27 protein-coding genes are annotated in these 24346 nt (G+C 32.8%); 20 read left to right on the top strand and 7 right to left on the bottom strand.

What is annotated here, in order from left to right:
- Positions 1–40: 40 nt before the first annotated feature.
- Genes CAV_RS04655 through nusA form a run of 3 tightly spaced genes read right to left on the bottom strand, consistent with a single transcriptional unit; the run spans position 41 to position 2124 of the window.
- Positions 41–358, bottom strand: a complete 318-nt coding sequence (locus CAV_RS04655; protein ID WP_094325340.1) for an AzlD domain-containing protein — start codon at positions 356–358, stop codon at positions 41–43.
- Positions 348–1031: an AzlC family ABC transporter permease gene (locus CAV_RS04650; RefSeq protein WP_094325339.1), complete on the bottom strand. Its 684-nt coding sequence runs from the start codon at positions 1029–1031 to the stop codon at positions 348–350. The genes CAV_RS04655 and CAV_RS04650 overlap by 11 nt, the downstream gene beginning before the upstream one ends.
- Positions 1032–1038: 7 nt before the next feature.
- Positions 1039–2124 carry a transcription termination factor NusA gene (gene nusA, locus CAV_RS04645; protein ID WP_094325338.1) on the bottom strand — a complete coding sequence of 362 codons (1086 nt, stop codon included), beginning with the start codon at positions 2122–2124 and terminating at the stop codon, positions 1039–1041.
- 128 nt (positions 2125–2252) lie between these two features.
- Between nusA and CAV_RS04640 the strand changes: the two genes are divergently transcribed.
- The 6 genes from CAV_RS04640 to CAV_RS04615 are packed head-to-tail and all read left to right on the top strand — an operon-like array spanning position 2253 to position 6405.
- Complete coding sequence (locus tag CAV_RS04640; protein WP_094325337.1) at positions 2253–2495, top strand: HP0268 family nuclease; 243 nt, start codon at positions 2253–2255, stop codon at positions 2493–2495.
- Complete coding sequence (gene miaB / locus CAV_RS04635) at positions 2489–3790, top strand: tRNA (N6-isopentenyl adenosine(37)-C2)-methylthiotransferase MiaB (RefSeq protein WP_094325336.1); 1302 nt, start codon at positions 2489–2491, stop codon at positions 3788–3790. The genes CAV_RS04640 and miaB overlap by 7 nt, the downstream gene beginning before the upstream one ends.
- The gene (locus CAV_RS04630; protein ID WP_245807380.1) at positions 3777–4424 is read left to right on the top strand and encodes a lysophospholipid acyltransferase family protein; all 648 of its coding nucleotides are present in this window, start codon (positions 3777–3779) and stop codon (positions 4422–4424) included. Before miaB ends, CAV_RS04630 begins: the two co-directional genes overlap by 14 nt.
- Positions 4408–5355, top strand: coding sequence for a hypothetical protein (locus tag CAV_RS04625; RefSeq protein WP_094325335.1), 948 nt, complete (start codon positions 4408–4410; stop codon positions 5353–5355). Before CAV_RS04630 ends, CAV_RS04625 begins: the two co-directional genes overlap by 17 nt.
- Positions 5352–5885 (top strand): hypothetical protein, encoded by a 534-nt coding sequence (locus CAV_RS04620; RefSeq protein WP_094325334.1) that lies wholly within the window; start codon positions 5352–5354, stop codon positions 5883–5885. Before CAV_RS04625 ends, CAV_RS04620 begins: the two co-directional genes overlap by 4 nt.
- Positions 5875–6405 carry a BAR domain-containing protein gene (locus tag CAV_RS04615; protein WP_094325333.1) on the top strand — a complete coding sequence of 177 codons (531 nt, stop codon included), beginning with the start codon at positions 5875–5877 and terminating at the stop codon, positions 6403–6405. Before CAV_RS04620 ends, CAV_RS04615 begins: the two co-directional genes overlap by 11 nt.
- Positions 6406–6498: 93 nt before the next feature.
- Here CAV_RS04615 and CAV_RS04610 read toward each other — a convergent pair whose 3' ends face one another.
- Positions 6499–7419 (bottom strand): autotransporter outer membrane beta-barrel domain-containing protein, encoded by a 921-nt coding sequence (locus tag CAV_RS04610; protein WP_094752824.1) that lies wholly within the window; start codon positions 7417–7419, stop codon positions 6499–6501.
- A gap of 490 nt (positions 7420–7909) precedes the next feature.
- Between CAV_RS04610 and lgt the strand changes: the two genes are divergently transcribed.
- The 8 genes from lgt to CAV_RS04570 all read left to right on the top strand — a co-directional run bounded on the left by lgt (position 7910) and on the right by CAV_RS04570 (position 17574).
- Positions 7910–8725 (top strand): prolipoprotein diacylglyceryl transferase, encoded by an 816-nt coding sequence (gene lgt, locus CAV_RS04605; protein ID WP_094325331.1) that lies wholly within the window; start codon positions 7910–7912, stop codon positions 8723–8725.
- Between the two features lie 287 nt (positions 8726–9012).
- Complete coding sequence (locus CAV_RS04600) at positions 9013–9756, top strand: fumarate reductase cytochrome b subunit (protein ID WP_094325330.1); 744 nt, start codon at positions 9013–9015, stop codon at positions 9754–9756.
- Positions 9757–9768: 12 nt separating this feature from the next.
- Positions 9769–11760 (top strand): fumarate reductase flavoprotein subunit, encoded by a 1992-nt coding sequence (locus CAV_RS04595; RefSeq protein WP_094325329.1) that lies wholly within the window; start codon positions 9769–9771, stop codon positions 11758–11760.
- Positions 11753–12478 (top strand): fumarate reductase iron-sulfur subunit, encoded by a 726-nt coding sequence (locus CAV_RS04590; protein WP_094325328.1) that lies wholly within the window; start codon positions 11753–11755, stop codon positions 12476–12478. Before CAV_RS04595 ends, CAV_RS04590 begins: the two co-directional genes overlap by 8 nt.
- Positions 12479–12504: 26 nt before the next feature.
- Positions 12505–14640, top strand: a complete 2136-nt coding sequence (locus tag CAV_RS04585) for a dynamin family protein (RefSeq protein ID WP_094325327.1) — start codon at positions 12505–12507, stop codon at positions 14638–14640.
- Positions 14637–16472 (top strand): dynamin family protein, encoded by a 1836-nt coding sequence (locus CAV_RS04580; protein ID WP_094325326.1) that lies wholly within the window; start codon positions 14637–14639, stop codon positions 16470–16472. Before CAV_RS04585 ends, CAV_RS04580 begins: the two co-directional genes overlap by 4 nt.
- Positions 16469–17176 carry a tetratricopeptide repeat protein gene (locus CAV_RS04575; protein WP_094325325.1) on the top strand — a complete coding sequence of 236 codons (708 nt, stop codon included), beginning with the start codon at positions 16469–16471 and terminating at the stop codon, positions 17174–17176. The genes CAV_RS04580 and CAV_RS04575 overlap by 4 nt, the downstream gene beginning before the upstream one ends.
- Before the next feature lie 14 nt (positions 17177–17190).
- Positions 17191–17574 (top strand): YbgC/FadM family acyl-CoA thioesterase, encoded by a 384-nt coding sequence (locus CAV_RS04570; RefSeq protein WP_094325324.1) that lies wholly within the window; start codon positions 17191–17193, stop codon positions 17572–17574.
- Here CAV_RS04570 and CAV_RS04565 read toward each other — a convergent pair.
- Genes CAV_RS04565 through CAV_RS04555 form a run of 3 tightly spaced genes read right to left on the bottom strand, consistent with a single transcriptional unit; the run spans position 17554 to position 19692 of the window.
- Positions 17554–18588: a hypothetical protein gene (locus CAV_RS04565; protein WP_094325323.1), complete on the bottom strand. Its 1035-nt coding sequence runs from the start codon at positions 18586–18588 to the stop codon at positions 17554–17556. The two genes, CAV_RS04570 and CAV_RS04565, sit on opposite strands and share 21 nt — an antisense overlap.
- A gap of 28 nt (positions 18589–18616) precedes the next feature.
- The gene (locus tag CAV_RS04560; protein ID WP_157676322.1) at positions 18617–19222 is read right to left on the bottom strand and encodes a uracil-DNA glycosylase family protein; all 606 of its coding nucleotides are present in this window, start codon (positions 19220–19222) and stop codon (positions 18617–18619) included.
- Positions 19222–19692 carry a GNAT family N-acetyltransferase gene (locus tag CAV_RS04555; RefSeq protein WP_245807379.1) on the bottom strand — a complete coding sequence of 157 codons (471 nt, stop codon included), beginning with the start codon at positions 19690–19692 and terminating at the stop codon, positions 19222–19224. The genes CAV_RS04560 and CAV_RS04555 overlap by 1 nt, the downstream gene beginning before the upstream one ends.
- A gap of 118 nt (positions 19693–19810) precedes the next feature.
- Here CAV_RS04555 and rpmH point away from each other — a divergent pair, with 118 nt between their 5' ends.
- Genes rpmH through mnmE form a run of 6 tightly spaced genes read left to right on the top strand, consistent with a single transcriptional unit; the run spans position 19811 to position 24340 of the window.
- The gene (gene rpmH / locus CAV_RS04550) at positions 19811–19945 is read left to right on the top strand and encodes a 50S ribosomal protein L34 (protein WP_094325320.1); all 135 of its coding nucleotides are present in this window, start codon (positions 19811–19813) and stop codon (positions 19943–19945) included.
- A 26-nt stretch (positions 19946–19971) separates the two neighbouring features.
- Positions 19972–20268, top strand: a complete 297-nt coding sequence (gene rnpA, locus CAV_RS04545; RefSeq protein ID WP_094325319.1) for a ribonuclease P protein component — start codon at positions 19972–19974, stop codon at positions 20266–20268.
- Positions 20256–20588: a membrane protein insertion efficiency factor YidD gene (yidD, locus tag CAV_RS04540; protein ID WP_094325318.1), complete on the top strand. Its 333-nt coding sequence runs from the start codon at positions 20256–20258 to the stop codon at positions 20586–20588. The genes rnpA and yidD overlap by 13 nt, the downstream gene beginning before the upstream one ends.
- Positions 20585–22207 carry a membrane protein insertase YidC gene (yidC, locus tag CAV_RS04535; RefSeq protein ID WP_094325317.1) on the top strand — a complete coding sequence of 541 codons (1623 nt, stop codon included), beginning with the start codon at positions 20585–20587 and terminating at the stop codon, positions 22205–22207. Before yidD ends, yidC begins: the two co-directional genes overlap by 4 nt.
- Positions 22204–23019, top strand: a complete 816-nt coding sequence (locus tag CAV_RS04530) for a Jag N-terminal domain-containing protein (RefSeq protein WP_094325316.1) — start codon at positions 22204–22206, stop codon at positions 23017–23019. The genes yidC and CAV_RS04530 overlap by 4 nt, the downstream gene beginning before the upstream one ends.
- Complete coding sequence (mnmE, locus tag CAV_RS04525) at positions 23012–24340, top strand: tRNA uridine-5-carboxymethylaminomethyl(34) synthesis GTPase MnmE (protein ID WP_094325315.1); 1329 nt, start codon at positions 23012–23014, stop codon at positions 24338–24340. The genes CAV_RS04530 and mnmE overlap by 8 nt, the downstream gene beginning before the upstream one ends.
- The last annotated feature ends 6 nt before the right edge of the window (positions 24341–24346 follow it).

The following is a 24346-nucleotide window of genomic DNA, read 5'->3' as shown; positions in this document are numbered from 1 at the left end:
TACTTTGGCTTGGTATTTTATCTCGCCTCTTTGTTAAATTTTAAAAAACTCTTAGCAAAAGCATATATAGCAAAATTCCAAGCACTATGCTAAGCAAGGCACTTTTAAATTTTATGTGCAAAAATAAGACAAAAGCACAAGAAACAAGCAGGATAAAAAGCTCTTTTAAATTTGATATTTCATAGGTATAAAAGGTGTAAAAAACTAGGATTATCATTATAGCAAGGGGCATATTTTTTTGTAAGATAAGTAAATTTTTACCCTCAACCTTGCTTTTAAAGAGCAAAAAAGGTAAAAATCTGCTGCTATAAGTTGCTAAAAATCCCACAAATAAAGCCAAAATAAAACTATCTTGCATATTTACTCCTAAAAAGTAAGAATAAAACTACGATAAATAAAGATGAAAAAAGCATATATTTTTTATCTATAAAAAGCAAGGCACAAAGTCCTAAGATAAGGGCAAAAAGTAAGATGTTTTTGTTAGGATTTTGCTTGTAAGCATCTATGCTAATGACTATAAATAAAGCACTTAGGGCAAATTCAATGCCTGAATAATCAAGCTTGATAAGATTTTGCAAAACAAAGCCAAGACTAACGCCTATAAGCCAATAACTTTGGTTTAAAAAGCAAAGAAAGGCTTGTAAAATTGACCTTGTCTCCTTGCTAAGCTCTTCATTAAATTCCTTTTTGTAAGTGCTTAAAAGTGCAAAGCTTTCATCAGATAAAGCAAAGATTACATAATGTCTTAAGAAATTTAAAGCTTTTAATTCTTTTAGCAAGGATATAGTATAGAAAAAATGCCTAAAACCTACCAAAAACAAGCTTATAAAAATGCCCAAAAGCCCTTCATTATTTACTATAAAGCTTACAAGTAAAAACTCAGCCGAACCAGAATACACAAAAAAAGATATGGCTAAAATTTGCAAATACGAAAAGTCATTACTAGCAGCTAGTATCCCAAGCGCCATTCCAAGCGGTATGTAAGCAAAGGCTACAGGCAGAGTAAGAAAAAAGGTTTTTTTAAAATCCACAAAAAACCTAGATATTTTTAAAAAGATTTTCTAGATTTTTCATTGCTTCTTCATTGTCTTGTTTTTTGTTATCTTGTAGTTCTTTAAGCTCTATTTCATAGGAGCTTATCATGGAAGCTAGTCTTATGTTTATTCCGTTTTTTCCTATGGCTTTGCTTTTTTGTTCAGAACTTATGCCAACTATGGCCTTTTTATCCTCTATGCTTACTGAATTTACGATAGCTGGTGCTAAGGCTCTTGTGATAAAAATAGCCGCTTCATTGCTGTATTCTATGCAGTCTATGTTTTCTCCGTTTAATTCCTTGCTAATCGCATTTATCCTAACTCCCTTAGAACCAACCGTAGCTCCCACGCAGTCTACATTTGCAGAATTTGAAATAAGTGCTACCTTTGCTCTTTCGCCCGGAATTCTAGCGCTTGCTATGATTGAAACCAAGCCGTCTTTTATCTCTGGCACTTCAGCTTCAAGCAAGGCTTCTAGGAATTTAGGAGAGGTTCTGCTAAGCTCTATCCTAATGCCGTTTTTATCCATATATACCTTGCGAATTACAGCCTTAATCACATCTCCTACCTTAAAAAACTCACCCTTTATTCTATTCTTTCTCGGCAAAAAGGCTCTTAGCTCGTCTATTTCTATATAAGTATTATCCTCGCTATCTACCCTAACCACAGTTCCAAACACCATAGCACCAAGCATATCTTTGTATTTTTTATAAATTGTCTCTTCTAAAAGCTTTTGTACATGGTATTCTAGTTCTTTGTGTAAGGTATTTACCGCAGTTCTACCTAAATTTTCTAGGCTGCATTCATAAGTCAGTTCATCGCCTACTTCGATGTCGGCTGCTTCTTTTCTAGCCTTAGAAAGAGATAAAAACTGCTCGTTTTCTTCTTTCAATCTTTCATCATCATCATCTAAAACTAAAATTTTTTGATAAAGTTTTAGGCTTTTTGGGTCAACGAAAAATTCATATTGCTGCCCGTAAATTCTTTTTGCTGTATTGATTAAAGCCTGTGTAACCTTGTCTTTTACATCATCTAAATTTAAATTTTTTTCATTTGCAATAGACTGTATTATGTCTGTGATTTTCTCCATTATAAAAGCTCCGTTTTTTGGGAAATTTTAAAAGTTAGGCCAAAATTATATACAAAATAAGTTTAATTAAAAGTAAAATTTGTTAAAATTAAAAATTTATAAAGAATGAAATTTCAAGGATTTATATTATGGATGTAAAACTAGCTAGAACTTTACTTGATGAAAAGGCTAAGAGTGTAAGTTTAAAAAAACTTGAGGAGCTTTTGGAGCAAGAAAATCAAAGTTTTTTTTATCTTGATAGAGAAAATTCAAAAAAAACCCTCACTTCTTTGGCTCAACATTTTGAAAAGAAGGGTCTAAGCGTGTATTACAGAGAGGTTAGATACGGACTTGATAGCGGAGATTATATGTATGAGGTGCATATATTTTGAGTAAAAAGCTTTTTATACAAACGCTTGGCTGTGCTATGAATGTAAGAGATTCAGAGCATATGATAGCAGAACTTAGTAAAAATGATGAGTATAGCTTAACCACTGAGGCAGAGGATGCGGATTTAATACTTATAAACACCTGCTCTGTTAGAGAAAAACCGGTGCATAAGCTTTTTTCAGAGATCGGCTCTTTTGATAAGATTAAAAAAAAGGACGCTAAGATAGGAGTTTGCGGCTGCACTGCCTCACACTTGGGAGATGAAATTTTTAAAAGAGCTCCTGTTGTGGATTTTGTGCTTGGGGCTAGAAATGTATCAAAAATTTCAAAGGCTGTGAAAGAAAGCAAATTTATAAGCGTTGATTTAGATAATGATGATAGCGAATTTAGCTTTGCAGACTATAGAAACAGCCTTTATAAAACATATATAAATATCTCCATAGGCTGTGATAAAAGCTGCACTTACTGCATAGTTCCTCATACTAGGGGCAAAGAGCTATCCATACCCTTTAATATAATTTATAATGAAGCTAAAAAAGCTGTTTCAAACGGAGCAAAGGAAATTTTTTTACTAGGTCAAAATGTAAATAATTATGGCAAATACTTTTCCTCAGCACACAAAAAAATGAATTTTTCAAATTTATTAGAAGAGCTTAGTCAAATCGATGGCTTAGAAAGAATTCGCTTCACAAGCCCTCATCCTTTGCATATGGATGATGAGTTTTTAAGAGTTTTTAGCACAAATGATAAAATTTGTAAATCTATGCACATGCCACTTCAAAGTGGCTCTAGTGCCGTTTTAAAGGCTATGAAAAGGGGTTATGATAAAAAATGGTATCTTGATAGAGCCTTGAAACTAAGAGAGCTTTGTCCTGATGTTAGCATATCAACAGACATTATAGTAGCTTTTCCGGGCGAGAGTGAGGAGGATTTTAAGGATACTATGGATGTTTTAGAAAAAGTTAGATTTGAACAACTTTTTTCGTTTAAATACTCAAAAAGACCGCTAACAAAGGCGGCCACTATGCCAAATCAAATAGATGAAAAAACAGCTTCAAGCAGACTTAGCACCTTACAAGCAAGGCATAATGAAATTTTAGATGAGATAGTAAAAACAAAAGAAAATACAACTATGAAAGTCCTGTTTGATGAGCTAAGATCAGATGGCTTTGTGGCTGGTAGAAGTGATAATAACTTCTTGGTGCAAATTAAGGCTAGTGAGGAAATGCTTGGCTTGTTAAAGGATGTAAGGATAGATAAGGCTAGAAGAATGGTGCTTTACGGTGAAGTCCTTTAAATTTTACCTTGCAATAAGAGCGATATTTTTACTGCAATGGCTGATATTTTTAACTTGCAAAAAAGAATTTATAGGGCAAAGGCCGGGGGATAAAAACTATATATTTTTGTTTTGGCACGGAAGATTAGCCCTAATGCCCTTTATCTTTAAGAGATTAAAGCTTGGCAAAAAAAGGGTTTTTGTGATGATTTCAGAGCATAAAGACGGAGAGTTAATAGCTAAAAATATAGAACTTTTTGGCATAGATAGCGTAAGAGGTAGCACTTATAAAGGAGCGAGTTCGGTTTTAAGAGCCTCTTTTAAAATTTTAGATGAAAAAAACTGCCTAGCTATAACTCCTGATGGTCCAAGAGGACCTTACCACTCTATATCTGATGGCTGTGTTAGCATAGCGCAAAAAAAGGATGTGGATATTGTGCTTTTAAACTATGAGGCAAGTAGGTATTGGCAGTTTAAATCTTGGGATAAAATGATACTTCCAAAACCTTTTTCTAAGATAAGATATAGGATACAAGAGCCATTTAGCTTAAAGAATTTAGACAAAGACGAAGCAAAAAGAATAATCAAGGAAAAATTTGATATGATTACGAAAAAAGACAGTTTTAACAAGGACAAAAATGCTCTTTTCTCCTAGAAAATATATGCTACATCTCTTTGTTTGCGTGATTTTTGAAAAAGATAAACACATAGTAAGAGCTCACAGCGTTAAAAATTCAAAACTAATCAATACTTATGAAAAAACCTTTGAAGAAAAAGAAAAGCTAATGTCTTATGTGAAGTCCTTAGTTAGCGACTTTCAGCTTTACTATGTGGCACTGTTTTTTGACAAGCAAATTCAAGGCATAGTGCCAAGTTCTAGCCTTAAAGATATGAACAATTTTGGTATTAACAGCAAAAATATACGCTCCATAGTTTTAGAAAATGCCAGACTTTACTCATCCATAAGTGCTATTAATGAGTGTAAGGATTATTTTGAAGATTACGGCGGGGTGGATTTTTTGTATTCTCCTTTAGCCTTGTTGAGTTACTGTATTTCTAAGGATATTAGCAAGGATTCAACTAAGCTAAGTTTATGTATTTATAGGCATTCTTACTGCGTTGCTGTGATTATTTGCAAAGGGAGAGAGATTTATTTTGGTAGCTTTTTTGACCTTAGCCCAAAAGATTCTGATTTAGATAAAAAAACACAGCAAGAAAGCGAAAATGCAGAGGAAATTCAAAGCGATGATGTAAATATAGAAAATTACGACCTTGACGGACTTGATAACTTGCTTGATGATAAGCTCGATGATATAAAATACAAAAGTTCTATCAAGAACGATTTGAGCGATTTTGGCGATGATATGCAGATGTGTTCTTATGTTTTTATGAGCTTAAAAGAATTTTATGATAATCCTTTATATAAAGGGAATTTCATAGATGAAATTGTAATTTTTGATAATGAAAACATTAGTTCAGCTGTTTTAAGCTATATAGAAAATGAAATTTTTTTAGAACCAAGACTTGTGCAAATTGACACTTTAGAACTTATGAATGAGCTTATGCGTAAGGAGCTTAACATATGACTTATTCTCTTATCAAGCCAAAACTAAAGCCTATTTTAAGTGGTTTTGCTAAAATTTGGCTATGTTTTTACATCTTGTGTTTAGGCTTGCTTACGGCTTTATATTTTGTTGTGGCTACCAAAACCTTGCTCGCCAACAACGACACGGAAAATAAAAGAAAAGAATTAGCCATCATGCAAGATAGAATTTTAAAAAATGACAAGGACTTTGAAATTCTAACTCATAGAAAAAACCTGGGTCTAGAAATAATAGGTGCTGAGGGCAATAACACGAAGGCAATGCAAGTTGTTATGAATTTATTTGATTTTGTGCTTAAATCAGGCTCTATACGGCTTGAAAGCATGAATATGAACAAAAATTCGCTTGATATAAGAGGCGTTACTCCTACCAAGGAAATGTTTTTGCTCCTGGTTCAAACACCGCTTAAAAGCACCTTTGATACAAATTCTGTGAATTTTTATCCACTTAGCAATGGCTGGTATAAATTTGTAAGTATCAATAAAATTGTAGAAGGTATGTATGAAAGATAGCAGCTTAGAAAATTTCGACATGGTTAAGATAGCTATACACTTGCTTATACTTACTTGTATATGCTTGTGTTTTATAGTGTTTTTGATGATACCCTCTTTTAAAAGTTATGATGTGGCCAGACTTAAAAATATAAATCAAAGCGAGATAAACAAAAACACCAATTCGAAGTTAAATTTTTCTCAAAACAACCTTGATAACTTGAAAGAGGAAAACAAAAAGGTCTTATCGCAATTTAGTACAGAATTTGACATAAAAGATTTTGAAAGCTTTGCAAAACAATATTTTTCAAATGTAAAAATTCAGCAAAAGGATGTAAATAATAGCAAAGAAGAGTATCTAAGCTCCTTGATAAGCCTTAGTGCAAATGTAAAGGAGCCTAGCTATTTTTATAAATTCATCAAAGATTTATCAACTTATAAAAACCTCTTGCAAATTGATTATCCCTTAAATTTCAACTCAACTAATAAAAACAACATAGCTATCAAGATGAATTTAAAGCTATATCGTAGTAATGATTAGAACTTGATTTGATTTCTTTTGCCCGCCCTAAGGCCAAATAAGGTTTAATTTCAAATTTATCTCAAGACAAAATTTAACTCAAATTCCAAGCCCCTAAAACTCCCACCTAATCCCAACTTGTCCACTTATAAAAGAATCAGCATTATCATATACTCTTTTTGATATAAGACTTTTAGCAGCTAAGGACAAGTTTAAAGCTAAACCATCATTATTAAGATCAACCTTACCTCCTGCTAGTATTTGAGCATAGGTTCTATTCTTATTAACTTCTTTAGTATCTATAGTAATGACATTATTAGACCCAGCTAAAACTACATTATAAAAAGAAGCATCATTACTTGCAAAATGTTCTATCTTAGGCCCTATGAAAAAGAAAGAATTTTCATTAAAATATTGTTTTAAACCTATACCTAGATCAAATGATATTGCAGAAGCTGCATAAGATTTATGCTCTAAAGAAAAATCAGAATTTGTATTATAAGCTGGAGTATAAGTATTATAATAATTTACTCCTATAAAATGCTTTATAGATGTTCCTCCATTATCAGCTAAATCAACTACCTTACCTACAGAAGCTGAGATTGTATAATAGTTTCTTGTAAAAGATGAAGTAGTATCATATGAACCTAGCATATAATTTTGCTTAGCAGGATTAAAACCAAAATTTGCTTTTAAATCAAGTTCCATATTATTAGCAAAGTTTTTATTATAATATAGTCCTAATTGATATGATTTTCCCTCTTCATTTATAATACTATCTTTTAAATTTACATCTGCATATGTTAGATAAAGTCCTAGTAAGCTATCATCAGATATTCTTTTATCAAGTCCTAAACTTCCTCCTAATACAGAAGCAGAATTACTATTAAGTATATTTTTACCACCAAAGAAATTTGCCCATAAACCATTATCTGTATTATTTATAAAAGTAGCATATGTCCTTCCTGCTTCATCATATGCCATATTACCCATCTTTTCTTCATCACTTTTATAAGGATTTTTAAGATAAACCATTCTTGCATTTATAGCTGCTTCATTAGCTAGATTTATTATTTGTTGTTGAGATGAGATTGCTGAGTTTGAATTTGCTATGCTTTTTGTTGAGTTATTAATACTACTTTTTTACATAGTTTTTTTATAAACATAAATATCTCCTTAAAATACAAAAAGCTAAAATTCAAAACTTACAAAGATATTGAAATAAAGGAAAAAGTATATACAAAAAAAACGAAAAGTCTTTTTAAAGTTTATATTTTAGGTCTTTTGCCGAATTTTAACTTAGAAAAATAGTAAATAAATGGCAAATAAGATTAAAAGTTGCTTAGAAATTTTTTCAAATTTTTAAGATACACAGTGTAAAAAAGTAACACATTTATATTAAAAATTTAAACATCCATCTCTTATAATGAAAGAGTTTAAGTTTATTTTAAAATAACTTTTAACTTTATCAAATTTTGATTAAGCTTTATTTGTTATATTTTTCGTTTTAAAAGAAGGGCTTAAAATGAATGCTTGGCAAAATATCTACTCCTCTTTTGATGTGGTAGCTTTTTCTATCTTTGGTTTTAATATTTATTGGTATAGTTTGATGTATATCTTAGCCCTTTTTTCCGGGCTTTTCATAGGTAAATATTTTGCTAAAAAATACAATTTTTCTATGAACTCTTTAATGCTTGATTCTTATTTTATATGGGTTGAAATAGGCGTTATCTTAGGTGCAAGACTAGGCTATATTTTAATTTATGATGATAATACCCTGTGGTATTTAAGCCATCCTTGGCAAATTTTTAACCCTTTTAACGCCCAAGGAGAATTCGTAGGAATTCGCGGCATGAGCTTTCACGGCGCTGTTATAGGCTTTTTCATAGCTAGTATTTTATTTTGTAAAAAATATAAGGCAAATTTATGGGAATATCTTGATTTAACGGCTCTTTCGGTGCCGCTTGCTTATACATTTGGTAGGATAGGAAATTTCTTAAATCAAGAGCTTTTTGGACGCGCTACTGATGTGCCTTGGGGCATTTATGTAAATGGAGTATTAAGACATCCCTCCCAGCTTTATGAAGCGTTTTTTGAGGGAATTTGTGTCTTTATCTTAATCTTTATAGCAAGGAAATTTCAAAAATTCAAAGGTGAGTTAATCATACTTTACATAGCCTTTTATTCGCTGGCGCGTTTTTTATGCGAGTTTTACAGAGAACCCGACGCACACATAGGTTTTTTAAGCTTTGGGCTTACTATGGGGCAAATTTTAAGCCTTGTTTTAGTGTTTTTATCTTTTTCAATCTTTTCTTATCTTAGACTTAAAAGAAAGGCCTAGCTATTCTCAAGCCACTTTAAAGGTGCTTTGTTTTCTTAGATTTCCACATTTAAGATACAAATTCTTAGGAAAGGTACTAAATTTCCATACTTAAGTTTAGGCTATGAAAAAAGCTAGTTCGAAATTATAAATCGTTTTTTTTTTTTTTCAATACCAAAATTCAAAATTTTATAAAAAATAAACAATTTTTTACCCTTTGTTTATATAAAATTTAATTTTTAAAAACAATTTAAGTGTATAAAAAATATAATCTAAGCTGTTTATCTAACTTTTTTCAAGGAGTGGCAATGAGTCAAATCATTGAAGGCTACTTTGGAAAAAGCCTTGAGGGTAAGAAAAGCAAATTGCCCGCAAAGCTTGATTTTATCCAAAGTGCTACAGGTCTTTTTTTAGGACTATTTATGTGGGGACATATGTTTTTTGTTGCTAGTATTTTAATTAGCAATGATTTTATGTATAGTATATCAAAGATGTTCGAGGGTAGTTTTATCTTTGGAACACCACAGCCTTGGGTAGTTTCTATTATAGTTTTCATAGTTTTTGTTGTATTTGTGGTACATGCAGCGCTTGCTATGAGAAAATTCCCTATAAATTACAGGCAGTGGCAGCTTTTTAGAACTCACGCGAAAACTATAAAGCATGGCGATACAAGTTTATGGTTCACACAAGCAGCGACAGGGTTTATAATGTTTTTCTTTGCCTCCTACCACTTGGGTATGATGTTTTTTCAAGCTCACACCATAGATCCTTACGGCTCAGGTGAGAGAATGCTTCAAATGTGGCCTTTTTATCTAATCCTTCTTTTTGCAGTTGAATTACACGGAGGAATAGGTCTTTATAGACTATGTGTTAAATGGGGTTGGTTTGAGGGCAAAAATGCAAAGGCTAGTAGAAAAACTCTTAAAAAATTAAAATGGATAATAAGCGTATTTTTCATAGCCCTAGGGCTTTTAACTATGGCAGCTTACATAAAAGTTGGCATGAGCGATCACGAAGTAGGAAGCCGATATATTCCTACATATATGCGTTAAGAGGTGAGTGATATGAATATTAAATATAGCGACGGTTTAGTAATAGGCGGTGGCTTAGCTGGGCTTAGAGCTGCTATTGAAGTAGCTAAAAGCGGACAAAGCGTTACATTGCTAAGTATTTGTCCCGTAAAAAGATCGCACTCTGCGGCTGTTCAAGGCGGTATGCAAGCAAGTTTAGGTAATGGTGCAAAAGGAGATGGGGATAATGAAGACCTACATTTTGCTGATACAGTAAAAGGTTCTGACTGGGGCTGTGATCAAGAAGTAGCAAGAATGTTTGCTCAAACTGCTCCAAAAGCTGTGCGTGAGCTTGCAGCTTGGGGTGTTCCTTGGACTAGAGTTACAAAAGGTCCTAGAACTGTTGTAATCAATGCTCAAAAAACAGTTATAGAAGAAAAAGAAGAAGCACACGGACTAATAAATGCTAGGGATTTTGGCGGAACTAAAAAATGGAGAACCTGTTATATAGCTGATGCAACCGGGCACTGTATGCTTTATGGGGTTGCAAATGAAGCCATAAAACACGAGGTTAAGATCATAGATAGAATGGAAGCTGTGAGGATTATGCACGATGGTAAAAGGTGCATAGGAGTTATAGCAAGGGACCTTACAAATGGAGAATTAACAGCCTTTGTTGCTAGAGGAACTATGATAGCTACAGGTGGATATGGTAGAATTTATAAGCAAACCACAAACGCAGTCATTTGCGAGGGAACCGGTGCTGCTATAGCACTTGAAACCGGGCTTTGTAGATTATCAAATATGGAAGCAGTGCAGTTTCACCCAACTCCTATAGTACCAAGCGGGATCTTACTAACTGAGGGCTGTAGAGGAGATGGCGGAATTTTACGCGATGTTGATGGATACCGCTTTATGCCTGATTACGAGCCAGAAAAGAAAGAGCTTGCAAGTAGAGATGTAGTAAGTCGCAGAATGATGGAACATATAAGAAAGGGAAAAGGAGTAAAAAGCCCTTATGGAGATCACTTGTGGCTTGATATATCCATACTTGGAAGAGCTCATATAGAAAAAAACCTAAGAGATGTGCAAGATATATGCAAAACTTTTAATGGCATAGATCCTGCCGATGAGGGACCTAAGGGCTGGGCACCGGTATTGCCTATGCAACACTACTCAATGGGTGGAATTCGCACAAAGCCAACAGGTGAGTCTCAGTGGCTAAATGGGCTCTTTGCTTGCGGGGAAGCAGCTTGCTGGGATATGCACGGCTTTAACCGCTTGGGTGGAAATTCCTGTGCTGAAACAGTTGTGGCTGGTATGATAGTGGGTGATTATTTTGCTGATTATTGCAAAAACAATGGCGAAGCTATAGATACAGATTTGGTTAAAAAATTCTTAAGTAAAGAGTATGAATATCTAAAATCCTTAGTCGAAAAAGAGGGCAAACACTCTGTCTTTGAGATAAAAAACAGAATGAAAGAGATTATGTGGGATAAGGTAGCTATCTTTAGAACAGGAGAGGGCTTAAAAGAAGCGGTTGATGAGCTTGAGGAGCTTTATAAAAAATCCCTTGACATAAAAGTACATAGCAAAGACATAGCTGCAGCAAATCCAGAGCTTGAAGAAGCTTACAGAGTGCCTAGAATGCTAAAAGTTGCACTTTGCGTAGCTTATGGCGCACTTTTAAGAACAGAAAGCAGAGGTGCTCACTACAGAGAGGACTATCCAAAAAGGGATGATTTAAACTGGATGAAAAGAACTCTTACTTACTGGGTAGAGGGCGAGACCTTGCCAAAGGTTGAGTATGATGAGCTTGATATTATGAAAATGGAAATGCCACCAGCCTTTAGAGGATACGGTGCAAAAGGTAATATAATCGAAAATCCACTAAGCGAAAAAAGACAAGCTGAAGTTGATGCTATAAGGGAAAAAATGGAAGCTGAAGGCAAATCAAGACACGAAATTCAACACGCTTTAATGCCTTACGAATTACAACCAAAATACAAAGCTTTAAATCAAAGAATAGGAGTTAATTATGAGTAGAAAACTAACCATAAGAGCTTTAAAATATAATCCTTTAAGCAAAATTTCAAAACCTCATTTTGTTAGCTATGAGCTTGAGGAAACTCCTTTTATGACGGTCTTTGTATGTCTTACTTTGATACGCGAAAAAATGGACGCTGATTTAAGCTTTGACTTTGTTTGTAGGGCAGGAATTTGTGGAAGCTGTGCCATGATGATAAATGGAGTGCCAAAACTAGCTTGTAAAACACTTACAAAAGACTATGCTGACGGAGTTATAGAGCTTATGCCTATGCCAGCCTTTAAGCACATAAAGGACTTAAGTGTAAATACAGGAGAGTGGTTTGAGGGTATGTGTAAAAGGGTTGAAAGCTGGGTGCATAATGAAAAAGAAACCGATATATCTAAGATAGAAGAAAGGATAGAACCAGAAGTAGCTGAGGAAACCTTTGAACTTGATAGATGTATAGAATGTGGAATTTGCCTTGCTTCTTGTGCTACAAAGCTAATGAGACCAAATTTCATAGGTGCAACCGGTCTTTTAAGAACAGCTAGATATTTACAAGATCCGCACGATCATAGAACTGTCGAGGATTTTTATGAGCTTGTAGGAGATGATGACGGTGTATTTGGTTGTATGTCTTTGCTTGCCTGTGAAGATAATTGTCCAAAAGATTTGCCTTTACAAAGCAAGATAGCTTATATGAGAAGACAACTTGTCGCACAAAAAGATAAGTAAAAAAATCCCCTTTTTAAAGGGGATTTATGCTTGAAATTCTACAAAAGATATGGAAAAAACACTTACTGTATCTTGATTTATCTTCAAATTTTAACGATACTTCCTTGCTTGATGCATCAGAACTTGCCATACTTTTAAGTGCAAATGCTGAAAATTACGAAAGATACTTAAGTTTAAAAGACTTTGAATTTTTACTAAGCAAGATAGATTTAAGAGCTGACATTTACTCTATACAACTTGCACAGGTGATGTCTATAAATTCAATAAAAGCTGGGTTTTTCTTAAAAGACGACATTATTAAGGCCTTAGAGCTTTTAAAAAATTTATCAAAACAAGATGATATGATATCTTTTTTAAAAGCTTTGCAAACCAAGACTTATGATAAAAAGACGGAATTTAACTCAAGTTTTAACGAACTAAATAAAATAAATGAAAAATTAGCACTTTTAAGCAAAGACGAAAATATAAAACAAAGATTAAAACTAGCAAAAGATAAATTTACAAATACTCATTTTGTAGTGGCCATAACAGGGGTTATGAATGCTGGCAAGTCAAGTATGCTAAATGCTCTTTTAAAAAATGAAATTTTAGGCGTATCAAACATACCAGAAACAGCGAATTTGACTGTTTTAAAATATGATGAAAAGAGTAGGGCTAGGATTTATTTTTGGAGTAAAAAAGAATGGCAAAGCATACTTTCAAGCTTGGCTTTAAGTGATTTTTTACAAGAAGAAAGCAAGCTTTATATAAAAGATGAGGCTGTGATAAAGGATATTTCTTTACAAGAGCTTAAAAATTTTAGCTCGGCTAAAAATCAAATTTCAGCACTGATTAAAAAGATAGAATTATTTTACCCGCTAGACTTTTTAAAAGATGGCATAGAAATAGTGGATACACCGGGGCTTGATGATGTTTTTGTGCAAAGAGAGCTTGTAACTAGTGACTTTGTGAAAAAAAGTGATTTTTTAATCCACCTTATGAATGCCTCGCAAAGTCTTAGTCAAAAAGATAGCGATTTTTTGCTTAATGCCATTTCAAATTCTCGCAATAGCTCTATCTTGCTTTTGATTACAAAGGCTGATTTGGTGGATGATGAGAATTTAAAAGAGGTTGTAAATTACACAAAAAATACTTTAAAAAAGCGTTTAAAAGAGCATAATTTAAGTGAATTTTTGGTTGAAAAAGTTGAATTTTTAGCTATTAGCTCTAAATTGGCAAACGCTTATTATAAGGGCGAAGCTAGCAAAGAAGACTTTGAAAAAAGTTCTTTTGCAAAGCTAGAAAATTATCTTTTAAATCACCTTTTTTCATCCACTAAAAGTTCGCTTATCTTAAAATCATATAAAAAAGAACTTTATCTAATAAACAAAAGCGTAAAAGAGCAAATAGAGCTTGAAAATACCTTGTTGAAAACTAAGATTAATAGCCTTGATTATGATAACGCAAAGCTTTTAAATGAATTAAGACAAGAGGAAAAGGCTTTAAAAGAGGCTAAGCTTGATATACAAAAACAACTAGAGGGCTTGGAGGATAATCTTGCAGGCCTTGATAATTCTTTGTTTTTGCTTGTTCAAAAAATCACTCAAAAATTAAGCGATGAGATGAATTACTGTCTAAATAAGAGGCAAAATATATCCATGCAAAGGATGTTAAGCATCCTAGATACCACCTTTAAAGACGGGCTTTTAGACCTTTTTAGAGAGCTTAAATTTAAGAATTTGAAAAAAACAGAAGAGCTTTTGGCAAATTTGGCTTTAAAATACAAATTTTTAGACGCAAATTTAGAGGATAAATACGAAAATTTTAAAGAAAATTTAAATCAAAATGTAGAAGAAATACTTTCTTCGCAAAATTATTTTGCTTTTCGTATGGATTTAGAAAAGGCTTTTAAAGAAAAAGACAATTTAAAGCTTGAGGATAAGATAAAAGAGGCTTTTAAGAGTTTTGATTTTAAAAATTTATTAGAAAATTTTGAGCTAAATAAAGACTTTGTGCAGTTTATTAATTCAAAATTAAAAGCTTATGAAAGCACCCAAGAGCTAAAGCTAAAAACCTTAACTTCCTTTGACGGTGCAGATAAAATAGAACAAAGTCAAAGAATTTTAGAGCAAAATTTGCAAAATTTAGACCTGCTTAATGCTTTAGAAAGAGAGCTTTTATGAGAATTGAAACCGTTGTTAGCTTTATAAGTTCTTATAATCAAAGATACAATCAAAGCTTTGATGACAGCTTGCAAGGGCAGCTACAAGCCATTTTTACTAGGTTAAATGAACCTTTTATGCATCTTAGCTCAGCCTTTAAAAAAGAACTTGATTTATTATTAGCTTCACTTTCGCAAAATATAAAAGTAGGCGTTGTGGGGCAGTTCTCAAGCGGCAAGTCAAGTTTGTTAAATTTAATCCTTCAAAGAGATATTTTATCTACAGGGCTTGTGCCAGTTACGTTTAAGCCTACTTTTTTAAGATATGCTGATACTTACTGCTTAAGGGTTGAGTATATGGATGGCAGTGATGAATTGCTAAACATTGATGAAATTCACAAATTTACAGACCAAAGACTAAGCGATACCAAAGAAGCTAAGTCCTTGCATGTTTTTGCGCCTATAAAACTCTTAAAAAAGCTTACTTTGGTTGATACTCCGGGGCTTAATGCAAATGAGCTTGACAGCCTTAGCACTTTTGATGAATTATCGTCTTTTCATGCACTGATATGGCTATCTTTAATAGACAATGCTGGCAAAAAAAGCGAAGAAGATAGCATAAAGGCAAATTTAGAGCTTTTTTCTGATAAAAGTATTTGTGTTTTAAATCAAAAAGATAGATTAAACGATGAGGATTTGCAAAGGATTATGCATTATAGCAAAGAGGTTTTTTCTAAGTATTTTTCGCAAATCATTGCTATTTCATGCAAAGAGGCTAAAGATAAAAGCACTTATGAGAAATCAAATTTTAAAGCCTTGCTTGATTTTTTAGAAAATTTGGATGAACGAAGTCTTAAAAAAAGCTACATAAAAACAAGATTAAACAAGCTTTTGCAAATTTTAGATGAGCAATTTGTTTTCTTAGATAATATTTATGATAGCCTAGAGCTTATTTTAAGTGATTTTGAAAGTTTTTTAAGCTCAAATCATAAGCATTTAGAGGAAAAAATTTCCATACTAAATCAACAAATTTTATTAAATTTAAAGACCGTGGCTGAGAAAATTTCAAAGCAAATTCTAGCCAATATAAAAGAAAAAAAGGCTTATTATTATAAAGAAAAAAGCTCTTTGCTGCATAAAAATTGCTTTGCTAAGCACGAGTATAATTTAGCGTTTATTTCAAGCGATGATGCCTTTTTGGCCATGTTTTATAATAGTGATGTTTTAAGTAAAGAATTTAAAAAGATGAAAAAGGCTATCAATGATGATTTTAATCGCTGCAAAGATGAATTTAATCAAATTTTTAGCTTTTTGGATGAGAAGCTTTTGCTTTTTTCCTCAAGATATACAAATATACAGCCAAACTCAATCTTGCAAAGCGATGCAATATTTTCAACCTTGCAAAGCTTTGCCTCATCACTTAATCAACTCTTTGCAAAGGATTTTAAAGATGAGCTTTTTAAGGGATTATTAGAGCTTGATTTGTTTTTTGAAAAGCTGAATTTAAAGGCCTTTGCAAACTACGAAAACGCTACAAAATTAAGCCTTGCCTTTTTCAGCAGAAAGATAAACGCAAGCAAGAGCTTGTACGAGCTTGATAGTACTGAATTTAGCCTTTATTATCCAAGCTTAAATGAAATTTATGAAAGGGTTTTAACAGAGCTTAATGTTCATGAATTTGAAACCTTGCTTATAAATAAGCCTGTTATGCTAAAAATTTATAAAGAATATATACAAAATTTTAAAGCTTTAATTTTACAAAAACTTGATATCATAAAGGACAAAAAAGCTGAAAATTCCAAACGCAAACAATGGCTTTTGAGTGTAAGAAATGATTTTGGGAGCTTGTTATGAAAAAAATTCTTTGCATTTATCTTTTATCTTTTATCTTTTCTTTTGCTAATGATTTTGATACAGCCCTTGGGTATTATAATTCTGAAAATTATAGTAAGGCCGTACCTCTTTTAACTTTTTTATGCGAGGATAAAGCAAGCGCTAAATCTTGTTTTTTGCTGGGCTATATGTATGAAAATGCTCAAGGACTTAGTAAAAATGATGATTTGGCCATGTCTTATTATGATAAAGCTTGTAATGCAAAGCTTTCTAATGCTTGTTTTAACCTAGCCTTACTTTTAGATTCTAAGGCAGATACAAAAAATTCTAGTTTAAATTTTTACAAGGCTTGCTCTTTGCAGCACAGCAATGCTTGCAAGACTTTGGCTACATTTTATGAGAGGAAAAAGGATGGGGAATTAGCCCTTGAGTTTCATAAAAGAGCTTGTGACTTAGATGATGCTAGCTCTTGTCTTAGCATGGGGCTTTTGTATGCAAATGGCGATTTAGTAAGACAGGATAAAGCTCAGGCGCAAAGAGCCTATACAAAGGCTTGCGACTTAAAAGACGCGCAAGCTTGCCTTGTCTTGGCTGATTTTTATCTTAATGAAAAAAAGGATAGAAGCGCGGCTAAAAGGAATTTTGGTATATCTTGCGATTTAGGTCTTGCGGATGCTTGCAAGGCTTATAAAGATCTTTTAAACGATACAAATTTAAGCAGATAATTGGATTTAAGTCTATGAAAATAAGAGTGTATTACGAGGATACGGACGCTGGAGGCGTGGTTTATCATAGCAGGTATTTAAATTTCTGCGAAAGGGTAAGGTCAGAAGCCTTTTTTGACAAAATGCCAGAAATTTTTGATAAAGATAAGGGGCATTTTTTAGTGTCTAAAGCAGAATGTAAGTTTTTAAAATCTGCAAAATTAGGCGATGTTTTGGAAGTAAAAAGCTATTTAGTTGAGCTTAAAAAGGCCTCGCTTATCTTGAAACAAGAGATTTTTAAGGATAGCGAAAAGATATTTGAGGCCAATTTTACTTTAGTTTTCGTGAAAAACTCCAAGGCTGCTGCAATGAGCGAGGATATAAAAAAGGCTTTTGCCTCAGTTTTCGCTAAATCCTAAGCCTAAGGCTCTCATAATCTTAACATCGTATACGACTTGATTATCCTCTATCTTTTCGTCAAATAAACTTTTTGCACTTGTATTCATAAAATTAGTATAGAAAAAGTCAATGCCCACACTACTTGCATAAGCCACCCAATTATAATCTATGCTTTGTTCTAAAAGCTCATTTAGGTAGGATAAAGCCTCATCATCATTTGAGATTGAATTTGCTATGTAAAGATTTGCTCTATCGTTGATTTGAGTTAGGCTAAGTAGGGTAGGGTTGTAGCCAATCTGCGTAGCTAAAAGCTTGTTCGCATTTGTTTTGTGCACTCTTAGTTGTGAGCTTATTATCGCACTTTCTACTATAGGCGTGTTTAAAAATATATTTGCACCGTTTAAAGAACCTTTTGAGAATAAGATATTTTTAAAATTTATCTTTTTATCCTCTATCTTGTATGTTCTAGCGTTTGGAACTTGCTCTAGTAGGCTTGAATTTAGGCTTGTAGAAAGGGCTGAATTATCATAAAAACTAGCTATATTTGAGGAATTTGAAATTTTTAACAAGGTGCTTAGCTGGTTTTTGTAATCTATGCTACCAAAATAAATTTTATCATTGCTTGTATTTGTGAAATTCTTATGTATGGTAGGTATATAAAAATACATATTTGTATCCGCTTTTTCAAGAGCGTTTAAGCCTTTTAGGGTAAATGCTGCTATGGCAAATCTGTATCCTAAAGACTCTATTTGTCTTAGTTTTTGTATGATAGTTCTTTCATCCTCTGTGCCTATTAAAAAAACCTCAACATGCAAGTTGCTTTCTTGTCTTAAATTATACGCTAAGGCTGAATTTACAATTATTTTAGTGTAAGAACGCAAGACTTTTTCCGGTATTATTATGGCTAGTTTTTCCTTAGAACTTTGCGTAATGATATCCTCAGGGACTATAACTGTATCAATTTTCGTAGTGGTTTTGACCGAACAAGCACTAAACAATGCTACAAATAAAGATAAAAAAATAAATCTAAGCATAAACAATCCTTTAAAAATCATAATTGTTTCACAAAAAAGCTTTTATTTTCGTTAAATCATCTATAAATTCTTGCTCTAAACTCGGGTTTTTTGAGATAAAATCCATATCAAAGCTTGTCAAAAACCAAGTGTTTAAAAAGATAAAAGCATTTCCTCTTAATGCCTTAAAATTACTAAAACCAAGGGAGCTAAAGGTATTTTCCCCCAAGCATAAGATGATTTTTGGTTTTAGCAAAAAAATTTCGCTTTGTATGTATGGCAAGCAGTTTTTTAAGGCAAGTTCATCATTTTTACCCTCGCAAAAACACTTATAAAGATAACTTATATAGTAATCATCTACGGTTAAATTTAGGTATTTTTGTAAAAAATCTTGAAGTTTTAAGCCATTTTTTGAGCTAAGAACACAGCCACTTTCGTTTTCCTCCTTGCTTATAAAGCTATTTATGATAAACAAATCCACCTTTTTAACATCTTTGGGAAAGGGGGTGTTTTTTCTTTTTTTATACAAATAGCAAAGCTGGCAAGCAGAAATTTGTTCTTTTAAATCCTCGTAAGTTAAATTCTTAAAATTTTTATTTGTATCTTGTAAAAATTCATATCCAAAGGCTTTTAGATAGTGTAGTTTTTTAAGCATTAAAGCAAGGCCTCTAAATTTTCGCCATCCAAACGGTAAGTAAGCCATTTTACGCTCATATCTTTAGCCCCTAATTTTTCATAAAAATTTATGCCCAAATCATTATCCCTTAAGCAAACCCATTCTATTCTCTTTAGGTCTTTTTCCTTGCAAATTCTGGCTAGATATTTAAAAACCTCTTTTGCAAAACCTCTTTTTCTAAATTCCTTTCTTATGTATAAGTCCTCAAGGTAAATTCCACCTCTGCCCCAAAATGATGAAAAATTGAAAAAATAAATTACATAGCCTATTGGCTTGTTATCATATTCTAAGATTAAGGCCTGTGCGTATTTTTCTTTTAGCAATGATTTTTTTAGTATGCTTTCATCGCACTTAAACTCATCAAGCATATTTTCATACTCAGCTAATTCTTTTAACATAGCAACTAAGGTGCTTAAATCCTTTTCTTCAAGCTCTTTTATTTTAAACATTAAAACTCCTTTAAAAACTTTGTATTGTATCATCTAAATTTTAAAAATAGCTTCTTAAACATAGTTTTAAGTAATTATGCTATAATCGCAGTTTTATTTTATAAAGAGAGGAAATTTTATGAAAAGAACATATCAAGCACATAATACCCCTAGAAAGAGGACTCACGGCTTTCGCATTAGAATGAGAACAAAAAATGGCAGAAAGATAATAAACGCAAGACGAGCTAAGGGCAGAAAAAGATTAGCCGTATAAAAGATGTAAGCATTATAAATAATGCTTTGGAATTTGATGAGCTTTACAAGAATGCTAAAAAATGGCATTGTTGTGGAGTTTTGATATTTTATGAACCTTACGAGAGTATGAAGGTAGCCTTTGTAGCGAGTAAAAAAGTTGGCAAGGCTGTTCAAAGGAATAGAGCAAAGAGGCTTTTAAGAGAAATTTTTTTTAGCTTAAAAACAGAACTAGAATTTGGCAGATATATCTTAGTAGCTAAGAGTGATATTTGCACCATGTCTTTTTTAGAGCTTAAAAAAAACACAAAATGGGGACTTAAGAAATTAAAATGCCTAGATTGATTTTACTTAGTTTGCTGAAATTTTATCAAAGATACATTAGTCCGTATAAAATTAGGTCTTGTCGTTTTTATCCAAGCTGCTCTGAGTATGCTGTGTGGCAGTTTAGAAAAAGAAATATCCTTATAGCATTTTTTGCTACTTTTTTTAGAATTTTAAGGTGCAACCCCTACAACAGCGGAGGTTTTGACTATCCGCTAATCAAGAAAAATAGCTTTAAATTAAGCCCTTACAAACCCTCTATGAAAATAGAATTTTTTTATGTTCCTTACAAACAGAATGAATTTTATATAGTTAAAAATATATTTAAAGGAAGACAGTGATTAGACAAAGTGATTCGAAACAACAACAAAGAGTGATTATAGCGGTGGCTTTATCATTTTTGTTCTTTATAGTTTATAGTGAATTTTTTATGAAACCGCAGTTTGAGCAAAATGCTACAGTAAATGCCACAACAGCAGACAATATAAGCCAAAATGTACAAAATGCAGCCCCAAAGCTTAATGCAGCTACCCAAAACCAAGCTTTAAATACCCAAGTTGCAGCCCCTAGTAGCAGCACGCAAGGCACGCAAAACATCATAGCTAAGATAAAAAGCGAGCATTTTGAAGCCAGCATTGATTATTTAGGTAGAATTTCTAGCTTTAAGTTATTAGACGCAAAATACAAAGATGAAAACTCAAAATTCGTAGAAGTGATATCTAGCAAGGCTTACACCTTACCTTTAGAGCTTAGATTTATAGATACAAAAGTTAATGATTTGGCCTTTAAAACACCATATATTGCAGATAAAAAAGAGCTTGTAATAGATGCAAATTCAAGTGCTACATTGAGTTTAACTCAAAATTTAGATGGCCTAGTAGTTACTAAGACTTTGACCTTTTACGAACTTGGTAATTACGATGTGGATGTAAAGCTTAGTGCAAATTCAGCATATTTTATAAGCCCGGGTTCAAGGCCTGCTGTGGCTGTGGATAATTTTACAGTGCATGGAGCCTTGCTTTTAGATAATCAAGATACCATACACACTTACGAAGACGGCGATGTAGATAGTGATGAAAATTTAGCAAATATCAATGTAGCTTCGGCCTTTGACAGATATTATTCTGCATTTTTTTATAATTTTGCCACTCCTTTAAATATTACGGTAAGCAAGGACAATGAAGGAAATTCAGTCCTTTTTGCATACTCTCAAAACGAATTTAAAAGCGGTGCTTACATAGGTGCTAAAGAGCATAGTATCTTAAGAGCCATAGATGAAAGACTTGATGTGGTGGTTGAGTATGGCTGGTTTACCTTTATAGCAAAGCCTATGTTTGACTTTTTGAATTTCTTGCACACTTACATAGGAAATTGGGGCTGGGCTATTGTGGTGATGACCTTAATCGTGCGTTTGGTCTTGTTCCCTCTTACTTATAAGTCTATGATTTCTATGAATAAGCTAAAAGATTTAGCGCCTAAGATGAAAGATATAAGAGATAAATACAAGGGCGATCCTCAAAAGATGAATATGCACATGATGGAGCTTTATAAAAAGCACGGGGCAAATCCTATGGCAGGGTGCTTGCCTATACTTTTACAAATTCCTATCTTTTTTGCTATTTATAGGGTTTTACTAAATGCTATCGAGCTAAAATCCGCACCTTGGGCCTTGTGGATAAATGATTTATCAGTGATGGATCCTTATTTTATCTTGCCTATACTTATGGGTCTTACTATGTTTTTACAACAACATATCACGCCTATGGCTATACAAGACCCTTTACAAGCTAAGATTATGAAGTATCTGCCTTTGGTATTTATTTTATTTTTTATAACATTTCCAGCCGGGCTTACGCTTTATTGGTTCATAAACAATCTTTGTTCCTTGATACAACAATGGGTTATTAATAAGCTTTTTGAAAAAGAACACAAGCATAAAGAAAGCGAGAATACAAAATGAGGATAGAAGCTATTGATTTACAATCTGCCTTGATTAAGGCTTCAAACGAGCTCTCTTGCTCTGTCGTGGATTTGGAATATGAAATTTTGCAAAACCCAAAAAAAGGTTTTCTAGGTATAGGCAGAAAAAACGCCATTATAGAGGCTAGAAAAATTAAAAGAAAAAATGAGAAAAAACATCAAGACAAAAAACAAAAGTTCGATAAAAAGTCTGCTTATAAGGTAGAACAAGTTAAGCAAGAACAAAGCGAACAAGAAGAAAAAAAACCAAGTAAGCAAAAATATTCTGTAAAAAGTGATGAAATTTTTGATGATTTTCACAGGGAAAGGCATTTAGATAGAAATCCTGAGGATTTATTGGATGAGATTAGGGTTCAAATCGAAAATCTATTCTCTAAGTCTTGTTTTAATGTAAGCTTACAAGAACTTAGTTTTTATGATAAAGACTGTATTTTGATTAAATTTGACGGAGAGGATGTGGCCTTGATGATAGGTAAGGAAGCTCACAGATACAAGGCGCTTTCTTATATATTGCACAATTGGATAAATTCAAAATACAAGCTTTTAATTAGGCTTGAGATAGCGCAGTTTCTTGAAAGCCAAACTCAAGCTATAGAAAATTACATAACTTCCGTTATAAACAAAGTAGAACAAAATGGCAAAGCGCAGACAAAGCACTTGGACGGAGTTTTGATAAAAATAGCCTTAGAAAAGCTTAGAAATGCTTTTCCAGATAAATATGTTGGCATTAAAGAACAAGGCGAACAAAGATTTATAGTTATAAACGATTTTTATAAAAAAACAAATGAGTGATAAAGACACTATAGCAGCGATAGCCACCGCTTACGGGATAGGGTCTATTTGCATATTGCGACTTAGCGGCAGCAAGGCTTACGATATTGCTTTAGAATTTAGCAAGAAAAAAGCTCTAAAGCCCAGATACGCCACTTTATCTAAACTATATAAAAAAGATGGAACTTTTATGGATGAAGCTATAATCTTGTATTTTAAAGCACCATTTAGCTTCACAGGAGAAGATGTGGTTGAGTTTCAAACTCACGGTGGTTTTGCTGTGTGCAGGCTTATTTTAGATGAAGTTTTAAGTTGCGGTGCAAGACTTGCAAATCCGGGCGAATTTAGCAAAAGAGCCGTGCTAAATGGCAAGATGAATCTGCTAAAAGCCTTAAGCATACAGGAATTAATCTCAGCAAAGTCCATAAATTCAGCTAAGATAATAGCTAGATCCTTAAAGGGCGATTTAAACAAGCTTTTAGAAAAAATTAGACTTGATTTAGTTAAAACCATATCCTTTGTGGAAACTAGCATTGATTACGCAGATGATGATTTACCTAAAGACTTACTAGCTGAGATTGAAAAAATGTGTTTTGATAATGCAAATACCTTAAAAAAAATTTATGATCTTTCTAAGTCAAGACAGGGTTTGATTAAAGGCTTTAAAATAGCCATACTTGGAAAGCCAAATGTAGGCAAATCCTCTCTTTTAAACAAATTTTTAGCCTATGAAAGAGCCATAGTTTCAAACGAGGCTGGCACTACTAGAGATTTTTTAGAAGAAGAGCTTTTGCTAGGCACTCATTTAGTAAGGATTATAGATACAGCGGGCATTAGAAAGGCTGATGATAAGATAGAAAAAAAAGGTATTGAATTTAGCAAGGCACAGCTTAAAGAAGCAGACATTATACTAGCTATCTTTGATAACTCAAGGGCTAAAGATAGCGAAGATGATGAGCTTTTAAGCCTTTTGCAAAAAAGTGATAAAAAGATTTTTTACATCTTAAATAAGTGCGATTTAGAAAATAACTTTAAAGCTGATATAAATTTTTTAAAGCTTAGTGTAAATGAGGACATAAGCAGCCTAAAAACCGAGCTTATAAAGTATTTAGATAGCCTTGATAGCACGGATATTTTAGTATCTAATCAAAGCTTATTACAAGCTTTTAAGAATGCTTATGAGGCTATTTTTAGAGCAAAAGACTTGCTTGATGAAAGTAGCTTGGAGCTCTTTTCTTTTGAGCTAAATTTAGCCATAAAAGAGATAGCTAAATTTACTAAGGATTTTTCTTATGATGAGCTTTTAGATGAGATGTTTTCTAATTTTTGCCTAGGAAAATGAAAGGAT

This window comes from Campylobacter avium LMG 24591, from assembly GCF_002238335.1.
In the GTDB taxonomy this organism is placed as follows: Bacteria; Campylobacterota; Campylobacteria; order Campylobacterales; family Campylobacteraceae; genus Campylobacter_D; species Campylobacter_D avium.
The sequence above is the reverse complement of the archived record's forward strand: the minus strand, read 5'-3'. Positions and strand labels throughout refer to the sequence as shown.

Coding starts and splice junctions, on each gene's coding strand:
- CAV_RS04655 (WP_094325340.1), bottom strand. CDS start 358: ATGCAAGATAGTTTTATTTTGGCTTTATTTGTGGGATTTTTAGCAACT.
- nusA (WP_094325338.1), bottom strand. CDS start 2,124: ATGGAGAAAATCACAGACATAATACAGTCTATTGCAAATGAAAAAAAT.
- CAV_RS04640 (WP_094325337.1), top strand. CDS start 2,253: ATGGATGTAAAACTAGCTAGAACTTTACTTGATGAAAAGGCTAAGAGT.
- CAV_RS04625 (WP_094325335.1), top strand. CDS start 4,408: ATGCTCTTTTCTCCTAGAAAATATATGCTACATCTCTTTGTTTGCGTG.
- CAV_RS04620 (WP_094325334.1), top strand. CDS start 5,352: ATGACTTATTCTCTTATCAAGCCAAAACTAAAGCCTATTTTAAGTGGT.
- CAV_RS04615 (WP_094325333.1), top strand. CDS start 5,875: ATGAAAGATAGCAGCTTAGAAAATTTCGACATGGTTAAGATAGCTATA.
- CAV_RS04610 (WP_094752824.1), bottom strand. CDS start 7,419: ATGGTTTATCTTAAAAATCCTTATAAAAGTGATGAAGAAAAGATGGGT.
- lgt (WP_094325331.1), top strand. CDS start 7,910: ATGAATGCTTGGCAAAATATCTACTCCTCTTTTGATGTGGTAGCTTTT.
- CAV_RS04600 (WP_094325330.1), top strand. CDS start 9,013: ATGAGTCAAATCATTGAAGGCTACTTTGGAAAAAGCCTTGAGGGTAAG.
- CAV_RS04595 (WP_094325329.1), top strand. CDS start 9,769: ATGAATATTAAATATAGCGACGGTTTAGTAATAGGCGGTGGCTTAGCT.
- CAV_RS04590 (WP_094325328.1), top strand. CDS start 11,753: ATGAGTAGAAAACTAACCATAAGAGCTTTAAAATATAATCCTTTAAGC.
- CAV_RS04585 (WP_094325327.1), top strand. CDS start 12,505: ATGCTTGAAATTCTACAAAAGATATGGAAAAAACACTTACTGTATCTT.
- CAV_RS04580 (WP_094325326.1), top strand. CDS start 14,637: ATGAGAATTGAAACCGTTGTTAGCTTTATAAGTTCTTATAATCAAAGA.
- CAV_RS04575 (WP_094325325.1), top strand. CDS start 16,469: ATGAAAAAAATTCTTTGCATTTATCTTTTATCTTTTATCTTTTCTTTT.
- CAV_RS04570 (WP_094325324.1), top strand. CDS start 17,191: ATGAAAATAAGAGTGTATTACGAGGATACGGACGCTGGAGGCGTGGTT.
- CAV_RS04565 (WP_094325323.1), bottom strand. CDS start 18,588: ATGCTTAGATTTATTTTTTTATCTTTATTTGTAGCATTGTTTAGTGCT.
- CAV_RS04560 (WP_157676322.1), bottom strand. CDS start 19,222: ATGCTTAAAAAACTACACTATCTAAAAGCCTTTGGATATGAATTTTTA.
- CAV_RS04555 (WP_245807379.1), bottom strand. CDS start 19,692: ATGTTTAAAATAAAAGAGCTTGAAGAAAAGGATTTAAGCACCTTAGTT.
- rpmH (WP_094325320.1), top strand. CDS start 19,811: ATGAAAAGAACATATCAAGCACATAATACCCCTAGAAAGAGGACTCAC.
- yidD (WP_094325318.1), top strand. CDS start 20,256: ATGCCTAGATTGATTTTACTTAGTTTGCTGAAATTTTATCAAAGATAC.
- CAV_RS04530 (WP_094325316.1), top strand. CDS start 22,204: ATGAGGATAGAAGCTATTGATTTACAATCTGCCTTGATTAAGGCTTCA.
- mnmE (WP_094325315.1), top strand. CDS start 23,012: ATGAGTGATAAAGACACTATAGCAGCGATAGCCACCGCTTACGGGATA.